The 14,568-nt window shown below is 70.9% G+C and carries 14 protein-coding genes; 2 read left to right on the top strand and 12 right to left on the bottom strand.

From position 1 onward, the window contains the following. Positions 1 to 6 precede the first annotated feature (6 nt). The 3 genes from OG331_RS11175 to OG331_RS11165 are packed head-to-tail and all read right to left on the bottom strand — an operon-like array spanning position 7 to position 2,521. A complete protein-coding gene (locus tag OG331_RS11175) occupies positions 7 to 786 on the bottom strand; it encodes an ABC transporter permease (RefSeq protein WP_406194579.1) in 780 nt (259 codons plus the stop codon). Then, positions 783 to 1,556 (bottom strand): ABC transporter permease, encoded by a 774-nt coding sequence (locus tag OG331_RS11170; protein WP_406194577.1) that lies wholly within the window; start codon positions 1,554 to 1,556, stop codon positions 783 to 785. Before OG331_RS11170 ends, OG331_RS11175 begins: the two co-directional genes overlap by 4 nt. Continuing rightward, positions 1,553 to 2,521: an ABC transporter substrate-binding protein gene (locus OG331_RS11165; protein ID WP_328877987.1), complete on the bottom strand. Its 969-nt coding sequence runs from the start codon at positions 2,519 to 2,521 to the stop codon at positions 1,553 to 1,555. The genes OG331_RS11170 and OG331_RS11165 overlap by 4 nt, the downstream gene beginning before the upstream one ends. A 205-nt stretch (positions 2,522 to 2,726) precedes the next feature. On the opposite strand from OG331_RS11165, the gene OG331_RS11160 reads away from it, so the two are divergent. Continuing rightward, the gene (locus tag OG331_RS11160) at positions 2,727 to 3,518 is read left to right on the top strand and encodes an IclR family transcriptional regulator C-terminal domain-containing protein (RefSeq protein ID WP_406209933.1); all 792 of its coding nucleotides are present in this window, start codon (positions 2,727 to 2,729) and stop codon (positions 3,516 to 3,518) included. 43 nt (positions 3,519 to 3,561) lie between these two features. Here the strand turns inward: OG331_RS11160 and OG331_RS11155 are convergent, their stop codons facing one another. The 7 genes from OG331_RS11155 to OG331_RS11125 all read right to left on the bottom strand — a co-directional run bounded on the left by OG331_RS11155 (position 3,562) and on the right by OG331_RS11125 (position 10,410). Next, positions 3,562 to 4,500: a PDR/VanB family oxidoreductase gene (locus OG331_RS11155; protein ID WP_406194574.1), complete on the bottom strand. Its 939-nt coding sequence runs from the start codon at positions 4,498 to 4,500 to the stop codon at positions 3,562 to 3,564. After that, positions 4,497 to 4,691 (bottom strand): hypothetical protein, encoded by a 195-nt coding sequence (locus OG331_RS11150; protein WP_406194570.1) that lies wholly within the window; start codon positions 4,689 to 4,691, stop codon positions 4,497 to 4,499. Before OG331_RS11150 ends, OG331_RS11155 begins: the two co-directional genes overlap by 4 nt. Continuing rightward, a complete protein-coding gene (locus OG331_RS11145) occupies positions 4,688 to 5,764 on the bottom strand; it encodes a Rieske 2Fe-2S domain-containing protein (protein WP_406194568.1) in 1,077 nt (358 codons plus the stop codon). The genes OG331_RS11150 and OG331_RS11145 overlap by 4 nt, the downstream gene beginning before the upstream one ends. Positions 5,765 to 5,951: 187 nt before the next feature. After that, positions 5,952 to 7,655 (bottom strand): ubiquinone-dependent pyruvate dehydrogenase, encoded by a 1,704-nt coding sequence (gene poxB / locus OG331_RS11140; RefSeq protein WP_406209930.1) that lies wholly within the window; start codon positions 7,653 to 7,655, stop codon positions 5,952 to 5,954. Between the two features lie 13 nt (positions 7,656 to 7,668). Next, positions 7,669 to 8,196, bottom strand: a complete 528-nt coding sequence (locus tag OG331_RS11135; protein WP_406194565.1) for a hypothetical protein — start codon at positions 8,194 to 8,196, stop codon at positions 7,669 to 7,671. 147 nt (positions 8,197 to 8,343) lie between these two features. Beyond that, positions 8,344 to 9,066, bottom strand: a complete 723-nt coding sequence (locus OG331_RS11130; RefSeq protein ID WP_406194562.1) for a hotdog fold domain-containing protein — start codon at positions 9,064 to 9,066, stop codon at positions 8,344 to 8,346. Positions 9,067 to 9,111: 45 nt separating this feature from the next. Continuing rightward, positions 9,112 to 10,410, bottom strand: coding sequence for an MFS transporter (locus OG331_RS11125; protein ID WP_406194560.1), 1,299 nt, complete (start codon positions 10,408 to 10,410; stop codon positions 9,112 to 9,114). Between the two features lie 162 nt (positions 10,411 to 10,572). Here OG331_RS11125 and OG331_RS11120 point away from each other — a divergent pair, with 162 nt between their 5' ends. After that, positions 10,573 to 12,624, top strand: coding sequence for a phosphocholine-specific phospholipase C (locus tag OG331_RS11120; protein WP_406194558.1), 2,052 nt, complete (start codon positions 10,573 to 10,575; stop codon positions 12,622 to 12,624). A gap of 18 nt (positions 12,625 to 12,642) precedes the next feature. Here the strand turns inward: OG331_RS11120 and OG331_RS11115 are convergent, their stop codons facing one another. Together OG331_RS11115 and OG331_RS11110 are read right to left on the bottom strand one after the other, a co-directional pair. After that, on the bottom strand, positions 12,643 to 13,647 hold the full coding sequence (locus OG331_RS11115) for a DMT family transporter (RefSeq protein WP_406194555.1): 1,005 nt from the start codon (positions 13,645 to 13,647) through the stop codon (positions 12,643 to 12,645). Next, positions 13,644 to 14,465 carry a phosphatase PAP2 family protein gene (locus OG331_RS11110; protein WP_406194553.1) on the bottom strand — a complete coding sequence of 274 codons (822 nt, stop codon included), beginning with the start codon at positions 14,463 to 14,465 and terminating at the stop codon, positions 13,644 to 13,646. Before OG331_RS11110 ends, OG331_RS11115 begins: the two co-directional genes overlap by 4 nt. Positions 14,466 to 14,568 lie beyond the last annotated feature (103 nt).

The raw sequence follows: 14,568 nt of genomic DNA, 5'->3' as shown, positions 1-14,568 counted from the left end.
CGAGGTTCACGGCGACCGCCGGGCCGAGGCGCGCAGACCGTGGTACCAGCCGAGCACCCGCCGCTCGACCAACTGGAAGACGACCGACAGCACAAAGCCGAGCAGGCCGAGCACGAGAATGCCGGTCCACATGTCCGGGATCGCGAAACCGCGCTGGAACTGGACGATGGTGAAGCCGAGCCCGTTGCTGGCGGCGAACATCTCACTGATCACCATGAGGATGATGCCGATCGACAGGGCCTGGCGCAGGCCCGCGAAGATCTGCGGACCGGCCGAGCGCAGAACCACTTTCCGCAGCCGCGCCACGCCCGTGATGCCGTACGACCGTGCCGTCTCCGCCAGCACCGGGTCCACCGCCCGCACGCCCTCGACCGTGTTGAGCAGGACCGGCCAGACGCAGCCGCTCGCGATCACCGTGACCTTCATGGTGTCGCCGATGCCCGCGAACAGCATGATGACCGGCACCAGCACCGGCGGCGGCACCGCCCGCAGGAACTCCAGGACCGGCTCGCACACCGCACGCACCCGCCGGTAGGAGCCGATGACGGTACCGAGAGCCACGCCCACGACGGCCGCCAACGCGTAGCCGCCCGTCAGCCGCAGCACGCTGGGCAGGACGTCCGCACGCAGCCGCTCCGCCGTCCATACGTCCGGGAAGGCCTCCAGGATCGTCCGCAGGGGCGGCCAGTACACGTCCGTGCTGCCGGCCGAGGCCACCCACCAGACCGTGACCAGCACCGCCGGCAGCGCGCACGCGAACACCAGCCGCAGCAGCACGCGCGTCACACCGCCACCTCCCCGCGCACCGACTGATGCCACGCCAGCGCACGCCGCTCCACCGTCCGCGCGCCCACATTGATCAGCAGCCCCAGCAGCCCGGTCACCACGATCAGCGCATACATCTCGGGCACGGCCTGCGAGGCCTGCGCCACCCCGATGAGCTTGCCCAACCCCGGCGCTCCGATGATGAGTTCGGCGGTGATGGCGAGGATCAGCGCGACCGCCGCCGCCAGCCGCACGCCGGTCATCACGTACGGCAGCGCGGTCGGCCACAGCACATGCCGGATCCGCGCCCAGGTGCCGAGGCCGTACGACCGCGCCGTCTCGTCGGCGACGGGGTCGACGTCCTGGACGCCGTACAGCACCTGGATCAGCACCTGCCAGAACGAGGCGTAGACGACGAGCAGGAGCACCGAGCGCAGTTCGGTGCCGTACAGCAGCACCGCGAGCGGGATCAGGGCGACCGACGGGATCGGGCGCAGGAACTCGATCGTGGAGGCCGTCACCTCACGCAGATACGGCACGACCGAGACGACCACGCCGACCACGATGCCCGCGCAGGACGCGATCGCCAGGCCCAGCGCCCAGCCGGTGAGCGTGTCGCCGAGGGCGCTCCAGAAGGCCGGGTCGGTGACCTCGTCCGCGAGCGCCCCCGCGATACGGCTGGTCGGCGGGAAGTAGGCCTCCTTGACCAGACCGAGCCGAGGCATCGCCTCGCCCAGGGCGAGGAAGGCCGCGAGGCCGGCCGCACCGAGTGCGACGTTCACGCCCTTCACGGCAGCAGGGCGTCCAGGTCGGGCGTCTTCTTGAAGAGGCCGTCCTCCTCGCCGAGCTTCATGAGGGCCTCGATGGAGGAACGGTTCGGCTCGGCCGGCCACTTCGGGAGGACGACCTGCTCCAGCACCGCCGCCGGGATCTTGGTGTACGTCGTGACGATCTGCCGGGCCTCGTCCGGGTGGGCCTCGGCGTAGGCGAGGGACTCGGCGGTGGCCTCCTGGAACTTCTTGACCACGTCCGGGTTCTGCTGCGCGTACTGCGTGGAGGTGAAGTACATCGCGACGGTGAGTTCCGGCGCGACGTCGATCAACGGCGAGGCGATCTCGCGGCCGCCCTGGCTCCTGATGGTGGCGGTCGCCGGCTCGACCACGCACGCGGCGTCGATCTGGCCCTGGTCGAGGGCAGCGGGCATCTGGTCGAAAGCCATCTCGACGAGCTTCACCTTGTCGGGGTCGCCGCCCGCCTCGCGCACCGCCTGCCGCACCGCGGTCTCGTTGATGTTCTTCAGGGTGTTGATGGCGACCTTCTTGCCCTCCAGCTCCTTCGCCGACTTGACGGGGCTGTCCTTCTTGACCATGAGGCCGTTGAAGTCCTTGCCCCGCACGCCGGTCGACGCGATGCCGTTGGCGACGGCCTTCACGGGGACGCCGTTGGTCTGGGCGACCATCAGGGACGTCACGTTGCTGAACCCGAACTGGAACTGCCCGCTGACCACGCCGGGCACGATCGCCGCGCCGCCCTGAGCGGTCGTGAACTCCAGCTTGAGGCCGTGCTTTTCGAACAGCCCCTTCTGCTGCCCGAGATACAGCGGCGCGACATCGACGATCGGGATGACTCCGAGCTTGACGGTGGTGACTCCGCCGGACGACGCGCCCGCGTCCGGCGAGCCGTCGTCGGACGAGCCACAGGCCGTCGCGACGAGCAGCAGGGCGCCGGCGGTGAGACCGGCCGACAGACGACGCATGGCTCCTCCTGTACAGACAACGGTGCAGCGGTGTTCCGACAGGTTGTGCGCAAGGCGCACAGTAGTGCGCGGGAATGCCCTGCGGGAAGGTAGAAGTCTCAACGGAGACAGGGCAATTGGCAGGGCGGAGCGGGACGGAGCGGGATGGGTCGGGTCGGCGCCGGGCGCGTCGCCGACAACATTGTTGACACTATTGGAGGTGGCGATGCTTCCGGCAGACCGCGCACCACACTTCGTGAAGTCCTTCGAGCGCGGCCTCGCCGTCATCCGCTGCTTCGACGCCGACCATCCCGCCCGCACGCTCAGCGAGGTCGCCCACACCTGCGACCTGACCCGTGCCGCCGCCCGCCGGCTGCTGCTGACCCTCGCCGACCTCGGCTACGTCCACCAGGACGGCCGGCTCTTCCGCCTCACCCCGCGCGTGCTGGAACTCGGCTACTCCTACCTCTCCAGCTACACCCTGCCCCAGATCGCCGAGCCGCATCTCGAGCAACTCGTCGCGCAGGTACGGGAGTCGTCGTCGCTGTGCGTCCTCGACGGCGAGGACATCGTGTACGTGGCGCGGGTGCCGACCCGTCGCATCATGACCGCGTCGATCACGGTCGGCACGCGCTTCCCGGCGTACGTGACGTCCGTGGGCCGGGTGATCCTCGCTCATCTGCCGGACGAGGAGGTGGAACGCAGGCTGGAGCAGGCCGAGTTGAAGCCCCTCACCGCGCGCACGATCACCTCGCCGGACGCCCTGCGCGCGGAACTCGGCCGCGTTCGCCGGCAGGGCTACGCCGTCGTCGACCAGGAGCTGGAGGAGGGCCTCAGGTCGGTCGCCGCCCCGGTGCGGGACCGGGACGGCGAGGTGGTCGCGGCCGTCAACATCGCCGTGCACGCCGGGCGCAACTCGGCCGACTCCGTGTGCAGCGACCTGCTGCCGCACTTGCTGGCGACCGTCGCCGGGATCGAGGGCGACCTGCGGATCGCGAAGCCCGGGCGGGGCACATAGCGAGGCCGGTCACAGTTCCAGGCCGGTCACAGATCCAGACGGGTCACAGATCCAGGACCAGCCGCTTTCCCCGGCACCGCGACACGCAGATCATCATCGTCTCGCCGCTCTCCTGCTCCTCCCGCGTGAGCACGGAGTCCCGGTGGTCGGGGGAGCCGTCGAGGACGTCGGTCTCACAGGTGCCGCAGGTGCCCTCGGTGCAGGAGAAGAGCACCTCGATGCCGGCGGCGCGCACGGTGTCGAGGACGGACACGCCCGGCGCGACGGTGAGCGTCAGGCCGCTCCGCGCCAGCTCGACGTCGAACTCCCCGTTCTCGCCGACCGGTTGCTCCTTCGCCCGGAACCTTTCGACGCGCAGCACCTCCGACGGGCACCGCGCCTCGACGGCGTCCAGCAGGGGGCCGGGGCCGCAGCAGTAGACGAGGGTGCCGGCCGGGAGGTCGTCGAGCACCGAGGCCAGGTCCAGCAGCCCGGACTCGTCCTGCGGAGCGACGGTCACCCGTTCGCCGTACGGCCCCAACTCCTCGGCGAACGCCATGGATTGACGGGTGCGCCCGCCGTACAGCAACGTCCACGCGGCACCCGCCGCCTCGGCCGCGGCCAGTATCGGCAGGATCGGGGTGATACCGATGCCGCCGGCGATGAAGACGTAGCGGGAAGCGGACTCCAGCCGGAAGTGATTGCGCGGGCCGCGCACCCGTACCTTGTGGCCCTGACTCACCTGCTCGTGCACATGGGCGGATCCGCCGCGCCCGTCCGGCTCCCGCAGCACGGCGATCCGCCAGGCAGAGCGATCGGCGGGGTCGCCGCACAGCGAGTACTGGCGCTCCAGCCCCGGCCCGAGCACGACGTCGATGTGCGCGCCGGGTTCCCAGGCGGGGAGCTGCTCGCCCAGCGGGTGGCGCAGGGTGAGGGCGAGGACGCCGTCGGCTGCGAACTCCCGTCGGGCGACGACGAGTTCGGCTTCGTACGCGTCGTTCATGAACTGGTTCCTCGCGGCTCGTGTCCCTCGGGTCCCTGGAGCCGGTGTCCCCGGGGGTGGGCGAGCATCCACTCCCACATCTCCACCGGGTCCTGCGCGGTGTGCTCGCGGCCGCAGTGACAGGTGCCGTGCAGGACGTCGGTGCCCGGCAGCCAGTCGATGCGGTAGATCTCGCCGGTGGGACCGCTCACTGGACCTTCTCCGTCTCCATCGGCTTCGCGCCCTCCTCGACCAGCCGGGCGAGGATACGGCGGGCGGCCAGGCCGCCGGTGTCGATGTTGATGCTCAGCTCCTGGTAGCCGTGGCGCTCGGTGCCGAGGGTCTGCTGGAGCAGGTTGAGGGCGGTGACGTCCTGCATGACGACCGTGTGGTTGTTGCCGCGCAGGAACTCGGTGACCTCGGCGTCGTCCGTCGCCCAGTCCCGCGAGACCGCCCAGAAGTCGTACACCTTGCCGTCGCCGGACGGTGTGATGGCGTACGTGATCTCGGTGTGGAAGCCGTTCGGGTCGCTGCCGTCCGCCTCGGGCAGCACGCCGACCGGGGCGATACGGCTGTGCAGCAGATACAGGCACGGGGCGTGGTACTCGATGTCCTGCCAGCGCGTGATCCTGCCCGCTATGCCGGTCGACCTGGCGTAGAACGGCGGGCACTCGGCGTCGTCCATGTGCCGGCTGACCCGGACGATGCCGGCGCCCTCGTCGACCTCGGTGGTGATCGGGGTCTCGGCGACTTCGGGGGTGCCGATGTAGCCGCCGTGGAGATAGGTCTCGTGGGAGAGGTCGAGAAGGTTGTCGACCAGCAGGCCGTAGTCACAGTCGATCGGCTCCATGCCGCGCACGGTGACCCAGCCGGGGGAGTCGAGGTGCCCGGCCCGCGGGATGCTCTGCGGGTCGGCGAGCGCCGGGTCGCCGACCCACACCCAGATCAGGGAGTCCTGCTCCACGACCGGGTACGACGCGACACGCGCGGTGCGCGGAACGCGTTTCTGTCCGGGCACATACACACACGTACCGGTGGTGTCGTACGTGAACCCGTGGTACCCGCACACGATCCGGTCACCGTCGAGTCGGGTCGGCGCCTCGGACAGCGGGTAGCGGCGGTGCACGCAGCGGTCGTGCAGGACGACCGGCGTCCCGTCCTCCTCCGTGCGGTAGAGCACGAGGGTTTCTCCGAGGACGGTCCGACCGAGCAGCTCGCGCCCGACCTCGTGGCTGTAGGCGGCGACGTACCACTGGTTCCTGGCGAAGGCGGTGGTGTGAGGCATGGGGTTCCCGTCCCTGTCGGCGGGGCTTCGTCGCCCCGCGTGCCGTGGTTGGCATCAGGTTCGTGACGGCTGCGACCGCCGCGCAAGACGACTTCTGCCAGACGGAAGTGCAGGGACGGAGGGCAGGGACGGAGGGCAGGGACGATGCGCGGGGACGATGCGCGGGGACCGACCGTCCCCGCAACCCCTACTCAAGGCTGAGCTGACGCAGATTGGTCCTGGTGAGCTCAAGGATCTCGTCACCGCGTCCGGACAGGACGGTGCGGGTGGCGAACAGCGTGAAGCCCTTGATCTGCTCAAGGGTGAGCTTGGGAGGCAGCGAGAGCTCCTGGCGCTCGGTGTGCACGTCGACCAGTGCGGGCCCGTCGTGTGCGAACGCCTCCTGCAATGCCCCCTCCAACTCGTCCGCGCGCCGGACGCGGGACGCGTGCAGTCCGGCCGCGCGGGCCAGGGCGCCGAAGTCAGGATTCTCCAGACCGGTGCCGTAGGTGACGACGCCCGCGGCCTTCATCTCCAACTCGACGAAACCCAGCGCCGAGTTGTTGAAGACGACGACCTTCACCGGGAGGTCCAGCTGCCGCAGTGTGCTCAGCTCGCCGAGCAGCATCGCGAGGCCACCGTCGCCCGAGAGCGCGATCACCTGGCGGCCCGGGTGGCTGGCCTGGATCCCGATCGCGTGGGGCAGAGCGTTGGCCATCGAGCCGTGGTTGAAGGAGCCGATGAGCCGTCGTGCCCCGTTCATGCGCAAGTAGCGCGCCGCCCATACGGTGGGTGTGCCGACGTCGGCGGTGAAGGCCGCGTCCCCGGCTGCCAGTCGGTCGACGGTGGCGGCTACGTACTGCGGGTGCAGCGGGGAGTCGGTGGGCTTGGCCTCGCCCAGCCGGTCCAGGCGGGAGCGCACCCGCTGATAGCGGCGGGTCATCGTGTTCAAGAAGCCGTCGTCGCCCCGGCGTTCGAGGAGGGGAAGCAGCGCCTGGGCGGTGTCCTTGACGGTCCCGACCAGGGGTACCTCCACCGGCGTACGGCGGCCGATGTGCTCGCCGCGCACGTCGACCTGCACGACGGACGCCTTCCGCGGGTAGAACGAGCGGTAGGGGAAGTCGGTGCCCAGCATCAGCAGCGCGTCGCAGTGCTCCATCGCCCGGTAACCCGAGCTGTAGCCGATCAACCCGGTCAGTCCGACGTCGTAAGGGTTGTCGTACTCCAGGAACTCCTTGCCCCGCAGCGAGTGCACCATGGGTGCCTTCAGCGCCTCGGCCAGTGCCACGGTCTCGTCGTGCGCCCCTTCGCAGCCGGCCCCGGCCAGGATCGTCACGCGGTCGGCCGCGTTGAGGACCTGCGCCGCACGGGCCAGCGAGGCGTCGTCCGGCCGGATGTGGGACGACGTCTTGAGCACCGGGTGCTGAGCGGGCCTGTCGGGCGCCGGCGCCAGGAACAGTTCGCCGGGGACGACCAGCACCGCCACTCCGCTGCGTTCGAGGGCGGTGCGGACAGCCGTCGCCAGGAGCCAGGGCACCTGCTCCGGCATGCTCGCCAGTTCGCAGTACACGCTGCATTCGCGGAACAGCAGCTGCGGATGCGTCTCCTGGAAGTACTCGCTGCCGATCTGCTCCTGGGGAATCTGCGCGGCCACCGCGAGCACCGGCACCCGGCTGCGCTGCGCGTCGAACAGCCCGTTGATCAGGTGCAGGTTGCCCGGCCCGCAACTGCCGGCCGCGACCGCGAGGCGTCCGGTCACGCCTGCCTCGGCAGCGGCGGCGAAGGCGGCGGCCTCTTCGTGCCGGACATGCCCCCACGCGATGGTGCCGTCACGGCGCAGCGCGTCGGTGAAGCCGTTGAGGGAGTCGCCGGGCAGACCGTACACGCGGCGCACGCCGGACGCCTTGAGCATGGAGACGATGAGGTCAGCAACAGTGTCGGCCACGATGTGACGCCCTCCTGCCCCGGGCTGCGGTGGGCGGTGGTCCGAGGAGCCGGTTGAACACACTCACCGTCACCACCGCGTAGGCGAGGTGGGGAACGATGTCGGCAGCCCAGTCGGCTGCGGCCCAGGTCCGGGGATCGGTCACCCCCAGCACGGTCATGGGCCCGTTGGTGGCCGCCAACGCCCCCACCACGGCCACCGCGTACTGGGCGCTCGGAGCCGGACGCCAACCGGCTGCATGCGCCAGCCCCAGCACCACGCCCATACCGGTCCCGGCAGCCAGGCCGGTCAGCGCGCCGAGAGCCGCAATGCGGTTCTCCTGGACCGCACCCTCGCCGGGGATACGCAGGTGAAGTTTCTCCGCCAGCCTGCGCACGGTCGTCTCGGGTGTGGAACTGGCCGGCCGGCCCCGCAGGACCATGTCGCCGTACGTGACCACGTTGAGCGTCGTCGTACCCGCGGCGCCGGCGGCGGCCCCGTAGAGCAGTGGGCCTGTGACACACACCATGGCAGTCCTCCTCCCGCCTGTTCGGGAGCCGGGCACGCCGGACCGCCCCGCAGCCTGCGGAACGCAGGGGGGACCCGCTCCCTACCTCCACCATGCGCCACCTCCGCCTCGCACGCCACGGGACGACGAGCTCGGGAAGCGGCGGTTTCAGGGGGCGGGCTTCGGGTCGATCCACAACGCTTCGGAGACGGCGCACAGTTCGCCCGCGGCCGTCGCGAGTGCCACGCCCATGGTGTGCTTGCGTCCGGACTCCGACCGCAGCCACGCGTACGAGATGTACGGCTCGCCGACGGCGACCGGCCGCAGAATCGTGCCCGTGAGCGCTGCGGTGACCGCTCCCGGGCGCAGGGTGCCGAGGAAGCGGCCCGCCCAGTGTCCCGGGCAGTCCAGGGCGCCCCAGACCAGCGGGGCCGGGAGCCGGCCGTCCGGGTCGGCGAAGGCGGGGGACGGGGTCCAGGCGGAGGCCACCAGGCCGAGGTCCGGCACCGGCGTGCCGTGCACACGCAGACCGCGGTCGGCGGTACGCAGGCCGCAGCCGAAGCAGTCGACCACACCCGACGGCGGCGCCGCCCGGAACCTGTCGGCCGCGGCGGCCGCCTCGTCCCAGGTGGGCGCAGCCGGCACGTCGACCGGCAGTTCGTCGGGGCGTGCCGTGGCGAGGGGCCGGTCGGCCTCGCCCAACTCCACGCCGCCGTCCGCCGTCTCGGCGATCCGCACGGGCACCTCGACCGGCACCGGCCCACGGAAGTCCACGCGAACCGTCCGTGCCCCGGACTGCTCCGCCAGCACACCGGCGACGTAGCCGCCGAAGGCCACCTCGGGGTAGCCGACGTACAGCCCGGGCACCACGATCGCGTCACTCGTCGTCATGATCCCCACCTCATCACACCCGCGGACCGGGATCATGTCGAGCACTCACCGCTCCAGCGGCTTGTGAGCGGTCTCGGGGAGCCGCAGATACACCAGCGACGAGCCGAGGCAGAGTACGGCGACGTACCAGGGGAACAGATCCGCGTGACCCAGCTCCTTGAACAGCGTGCCGACGTACGGCGCCGTCCCGCCGAACATCGCGACCGTCAGTGAGTACGGGAACCCGATACCCGCGGCCCGCACCCGGGGCGGAAACACCTCGGCGTTCACGGCCGCGCTGATCGACGTGAACCCGGTCAGCAGGACCATGCCCGCGCACTGCACGAGCAGCAGCACCGCGAACGAGTCGTGCAGGGCGTGCAGCAGCGGGACGGTGAGGAGGGCGAAGCCCAGGCCGAAGAAGAGGAGGAGGGGGCGGCGGCCGAAGCGGTCGGAGAGGAGGCCGCCGAGGGGCTGGAGGAGGGCGAAGAAGGCGAGCGAGATCGTGCCCGCCAGCAGCGCGTCGGACTTCTCGATGCCCGCGTTGAGTTCGGCGTACGTCGGCAGGTACGAGGTCCATGTGTAGTACGCGATCGTGCCGCCCGCGGTGATCCCGCAGATCAGCAGGGACTGGCGGGGGTGGCGGCGCAGCGCCTCGAACAGGGCCGGCCGCGGGGCCTGTTGCTGCTCGGCGCTCCGCGTCTCCTGGGCGCCCTGCCGGATCCAGAAGCCGACCAGGCTGAGTACGGCACCGAGGACGAACGGCACCCGCCAGCCCCAGCCGTTCATCTGCCCGTCACTCAGGGTGTCCACCAGCAGGGTCGCGATGCCGGAGGCCACGAGTTGCCCGGCCGTCGTCGACACGTACTGGAAGCTGGAGAACAGCCCGCGGCGGCCCGGTCCCGCCGACTCCACCAGGAAGGTCGTCGACGCCGCGAACTCACCGCCCACGGACAGGCCCTGGAGGAGGCGGGCGAGGACCAGGATCACCGGAGCGAGGACGCCTGCCGTCTCGTAGGTCGGGGTCAGGCCGACCAGCAGGCTGCTGCCGCCCATCAGAAGGATGGTGACCGCCAGCGCGGCGCGCCGGCCGCGGCGGTCGGCGATCGCGCCCATCACCAGTCCGCCCACCGGCCGCATGAAGAAGCCCACGGCGAAGACCGCGAACGTCGAGAGCAGCGGCACCAGGGAGTTGTCGGCGCCCTTGGGGAAGACCTCGGCCGCGATGTAGGTGGCGAGGAACGTGTAGGCGTACCAGTCGTACCACTCCACGGCGTTGCCGACGGAGGCGGCGAGGAGCTGGCGTACGGGCCGTTTCGTCGGCGGGGAAACCGTGCGCGTCGTCTCTGTCATGATCGCGACCATCCCCGTGTCCCGGTCCCGGCACACCTCACGTACCGACGACTTTCACACGAGCGCCACCAGACCCTTCCCTGACGTTTGGTGCTCCTGGAACACTCCTTCCGCGCGCATTCCGTCACATGCCGTCCGGTCACATCACCCCCTATGGGAAGAGGTCCCTCACTCATGCCCGAAGTCAATCGCCGCAGGTTCCTTCAAGTCGCGGGCGCGACCACGGCGTTCACTGCTCTGTCGAGCAGCATCCAGCGGGCCGCCGCCCTCCCGGCGAACCACCGAACGGGGTCGATGGAGGACGTCGAGCACATCGTCGTCCTGATGCAGGAGAACCGTTCCTTCGACCACTACTTCGGCAAGCTGCGCGGCGTCCGCGGCTTCGGCGACCCGCGCCCGGTGGCGCAGGACGGCGGCAAGTCGATCTGGCACCAGTCGAACGGCACCAAGGACATCCTGCCGTTCCACCCGGACGCCGACGACCTCGGCATGCAGTTCCTGGAGGGCCTGCCGCACGGCTGGAACGACGGTCAGCAGGCGTACAACAGCGGCAAGTACGACAAGTGGGTCCCCGCCAAGGGCACCACGACCATGGCGTACCTGAACCGCGAGGACATCCCCTTCCACTACGCCCTCGCCGACGCCTTCACCGTCTGCGACGCCTACCACTGCTCGTTCATCGGTTCCACCGACCCGAACCGCTACTACATGTGGTCGGGCTACACGGGCAACGACGGCACCGGCGGCGGACCGGTCCTCGGCAACGACGAACTCGGCTACGGCTGGACCACCTACCCCGAGCGCCTGGAGCAGGCGGGCGTCTCCTGGAAGATCTACCAGGACATCGGCGACGGCCTGGACGCGGCCGGCTCCTGGGGCTGGATCGAGGACGCCTACCGGGGCAACTACGGCGACAACTCGCTGCTGTACTTCAACAAGTACCGCAATGCCAAGCCCGGCGACCCCTGGTTCGACAAGGCCCGCACCGGCACCGACGTCAAGAACGGCGACGGCTACTTCGACCAGCTGAAGGCCGACGTCAAGGCCGGCAAGCTGCCGCAGATCTCCTGGATCGCCGCCCCCGAGGCCTTCACCGAGCACTCCAACTGGCCCTCGAACTACGGCGCCTGGTACATCGCCCAGGTGCTGGACGCCCTCACCTCCAACCCGGAGGTCTGGTCGAAGACGGCCCTGTTCATCACCTTCGACGAGAACGACGGCTTCTTCGACCACGTGGTGCCGCCGCTCCCACCGAAGGACGCCTCCAAGGGCAAGTCCACCGTCGACGTCTCGCCCGACCTCTACAAGGGCGACAGCAACCGTCCGGCCGGCCCCTACGGCCTCGGCCCGCGGGTGCCGATGCTGGTCGTCTCGCCGTGGAGCAAGGGCGGTTACGTCTGCTCCGAGACCCTCGACCACACCTCGATCCTGCAGTTCATGGAGCGCCGCTTCGGCGTCAAGGAGACCAACATCTCCCCCTGGCGCCGGGCCATCTGCGGCGACCTGACCTCGGCCTTCGACTTCTCCTGCAAGGACAGCCGCCCGGCCGCGCTGCCCGAGACGGACGAGTACGAGCCGCCGGACCGCGAGCGTCACCCCGACTACAAGCCGACGCCGCCGGCCGACCCGGCCATGCCGAAGCAGGAGCGCGGTCTGCGTCGGGCCCGCCCGCTCAAGTACGCCCCGCACGTCGACGGTTCCGTCGACGCGGCGGCCGGCAAGTTCACGCTGTCCTTCGCCTCCGGGGCCAAGGCCGGTGCCGCCTTCCACATCACCTCCGGCAACCGCACCGACGGCCCCTGGATGTACACCACCGAGGCCGGCAAGAGCATCGCGGACACCTGGAACTCGGCGTACTCGAACGGCTCGTACGACCTGACCGTCCACGGCCCCAACGGTTTCGTGCGCTACTTCAAGGGCTCGAACAAGACGGCCGGTCCCGAGGTCACCGCCCGGCACAAGGGCGACGACATCGAGCTGACCTTCACCAACAAGGGAACGGCGAGCGTCCGTCTGAAGATCGCCAACGGGTACGGCGGTCGCCCCGCGACGGCGACGGTACGGCCCGGCGACAGCGTGCGCCACACGGTCGATCTGCAGGGGAGCCGGCGCTGGTACGACCTGACCGTCACCACCGACGCCGACCCGAAGTTCCTGCGGCGCTTCGCCGGGCACGTCGAGAACGGGCGGCCGGGCGTGAGTGACCCGGCGATCATCACGGATTAGTCCGGATCGCAGCTCTGCTCAATGTGCTGTGAGGTGCCCCGGCTCCGCTTGCCGGGGCACCAACGCCGCCTCCTGCGCGGACGACTCGGGCGTCAGCGCCCGTCCCTGTGCCGCCGCCTCGGCCTCCAGGGCCAGTACGGCGGCGACGGGGTGGTCGTCGTCCGCGGCGGGAGCGGGCGTGGCGGGTGCCAGGGGGGAGGCGGGGTCGGGCGTCGCCCGGCTGAGCAGCACCACGCCCCAGGACGCCAGGCCCGCCCCGGCCAGCGCGAGCAGGATGCCCGCCGCGCCGCCCTGCTGGCGTTCGCCGAGCAGGACCAGCCCGATGACCGCGGCCGCCATCGGGTTGGCCAGCGTCACCACCGCGAGCGGGGCGCCGAGGCCGCCCCGGTAGGCGGTCTGCGACAGCAGCAGCCCGCTCGCCGCAAGGGCCGCGACCGGCAACGCCACCCCGACCACCTGAAGGCTGAGCAGCGGGGCCGAGTGGTCCGTCGCGGCCACCGTCACCGTCTGCGTGAGCGCCGAGGCCACTCCGGAGGCGAATCCGGACGCGGTCGCGTGCCGCAGCCCCGGCCGGGCGCCCGGCCGCGACAGCATGCCGATCAGCGCCACCGTCACCGCCGCGACCGCCACCGCCTCGGACGTGCTCAGCACGTCGTCGGGTGCGGGCCCGGACGCCGTGACGAGGATCGCCCCCAGCCCGGCGAGCGTCAGCGCCGTACCGCGCCACTCGACCGCGCTGACCCGTCGCCCGGCGAGGCGCGCACCCAGCGGCACCGCCGCCACGAGGGTGAGCGCGCCCAGCGGCTGCACCAGGGTCAGCGGACCGTACTTGAGGGCCACGACGTGCAGCAGCGCGCCGGAGCCGTTGAGCAGGACCGACCCCCACCAGGCGCCGGAGCCCAGCAGCCGCAGCAGGCCCGAACCCGCGGCGCGGGCAGCCAGCCGCTCCTGGGCGACGGCCGCGGCGGCGTAGGCGACGGCGGAGAACAGCGACAGGACGACGGCGAGGACGGTGGCGTTCATCGGCCCGCCCCCACGAGTACGGCTTCCTCGTCCGCGGATTCCTCACTGCGGGGGGCCGGTACGAGCCTGCCGGCGCCGTGTCCGGCCGTCGTCGCCGTGCGCTGCGGCAGCTGAACAACGGCGAGGGCTGTGCCGACCATGGCGGTGGCCACGATCGCGTCGAGCCAGTAGTGGTTCGCCGTGCCCACGATCGCCAGCAGGGTCACCAGCGGGTGCAGCAGCCACAGCCACCGCCGGCGCGACCGGGTCGCCACGATCAGGCCGATCGCCACCATCAGCGCCCAGCCGAAGTGCAGCGACGGCATCGCCGCGAACTGGTTCGAGAGGTGGTCGGTCTCGGGCGAGCCGTACACGGAGGGGCCGTACACCTGCCCGGTGTCGAGCAGGCCGGCCGCGGCGAGCATGCGCGGCGGGGCGAGCGGGAACGTCAGGTGCACCACCAGGGCGGCGGCGGTGACGACGGCGAGGACGCGGCGGGACCGGACGTAGTGCGCGGGGCGCCGCAGGTAGAGCCAGATCAGGAAGGCCGCGGTGGCCGGGAAGTGGACGGTCGCGTAGTAGGTGTTCGCGATGTGTATGAGCGTGTCGCCGTGCAGCAGCAGGTTCTGCACCGAGCCCTCGCCGGGCAGGTGGACGGTTCGTTCCAGGTCCCACACGCGGTCCGCGTTGTGGAAGGCCTCGCCGGTGTGGCCCGTGGCGAGCTGCCGGCCCAACTTGTAGACGAGGAAGAGCCCTGCGACGAGCAGGAGCTCCCGGACGAGCGGAGGCCGCGCTATCGCGTCGGTCTCCGCCCGGGCAGGCTCGGTGCGGGCATTCATTCCCCCGGCCCTTTCGCTGACGGTGGGTGGTGCTGGGTGGTGCTGGGTGTCGCTGGGTGGTGCTGGGCCGAGCTGTCGAGCTCATGACTCCTCGGGCTCGGCG

Source organism: Streptomyces sp. NBC_01017, assembly GCF_045162795.1.
Taxonomy (GTDB): Bacteria; Actinomycetota; Actinomycetes; order Streptomycetales; family Streptomycetaceae; genus Streptomyces; species Streptomyces machairae.
This window is presented reverse-complemented; position numbering and strand designations above follow the sequence as displayed.

What these genes read in the sequence shown, in the direction of transcription:
- poxB (WP_406209930.1), bottom strand. Translation starts at nt 7,655, where the DNA reads ATGCTCAAGGCGTCCGGCGTGCGCCGCGTGTACGGTCTGCCCGGCGAC.
- OG331_RS11160 (WP_406209933.1), top strand. Translation starts at nt 2,727, where the DNA reads ATGCTTCCGGCAGACCGCGCACCACACTTCGTGAAGTCCTTCGAGCGC.
- OG331_RS11155 (WP_406194574.1), bottom strand. Translation starts at nt 4,500, where the DNA reads ATGAACGACGCGTACGAAGCCGAACTCGTCGTCGCCCGACGGGAGTTC.
- OG331_RS11110 (WP_406194553.1), bottom strand. Translation starts at nt 14,465, where the DNA reads ATGAATGCCCGCACCGAGCCTGCCCGGGCGGAGACCGACGCGATAGCG.
- OG331_RS11165 (WP_328877987.1), bottom strand. Translation starts at nt 2,521, where the DNA reads ATGCGTCGTCTGTCGGCCGGTCTCACCGCCGGCGCCCTGCTGCTCGTC.
- OG331_RS11115 (WP_406194555.1), bottom strand. Translation starts at nt 13,647, where the DNA reads ATGAACGCCACCGTCCTCGCCGTCGTCCTGTCGCTGTTCTCCGCCGTC.
- OG331_RS11145 (WP_406194568.1), bottom strand. Translation starts at nt 5,764, where the DNA reads ATGCCTCACACCACCGCCTTCGCCAGGAACCAGTGGTACGTCGCCGCC.
- OG331_RS11125 (WP_406194560.1), bottom strand. Translation starts at nt 10,410, where the DNA reads ATGGTCGCGATCATGACAGAGACGACGCGCACGGTTTCCCCGCCGACG.
- OG331_RS11120 (WP_406194558.1), top strand. Translation starts at nt 10,573, where the DNA reads ATGCCCGAAGTCAATCGCCGCAGGTTCCTTCAAGTCGCGGGCGCGACC.
- OG331_RS11135 (WP_406194565.1), bottom strand. Translation starts at nt 8,196, where the DNA reads ATGGTGTGTGTCACAGGCCCACTGCTCTACGGGGCCGCCGCCGGCGCC.
- OG331_RS11130 (WP_406194562.1), bottom strand. Translation starts at nt 9,066, where the DNA reads ATGACGACGAGTGACGCGATCGTGGTGCCCGGGCTGTACGTCGGCTAC.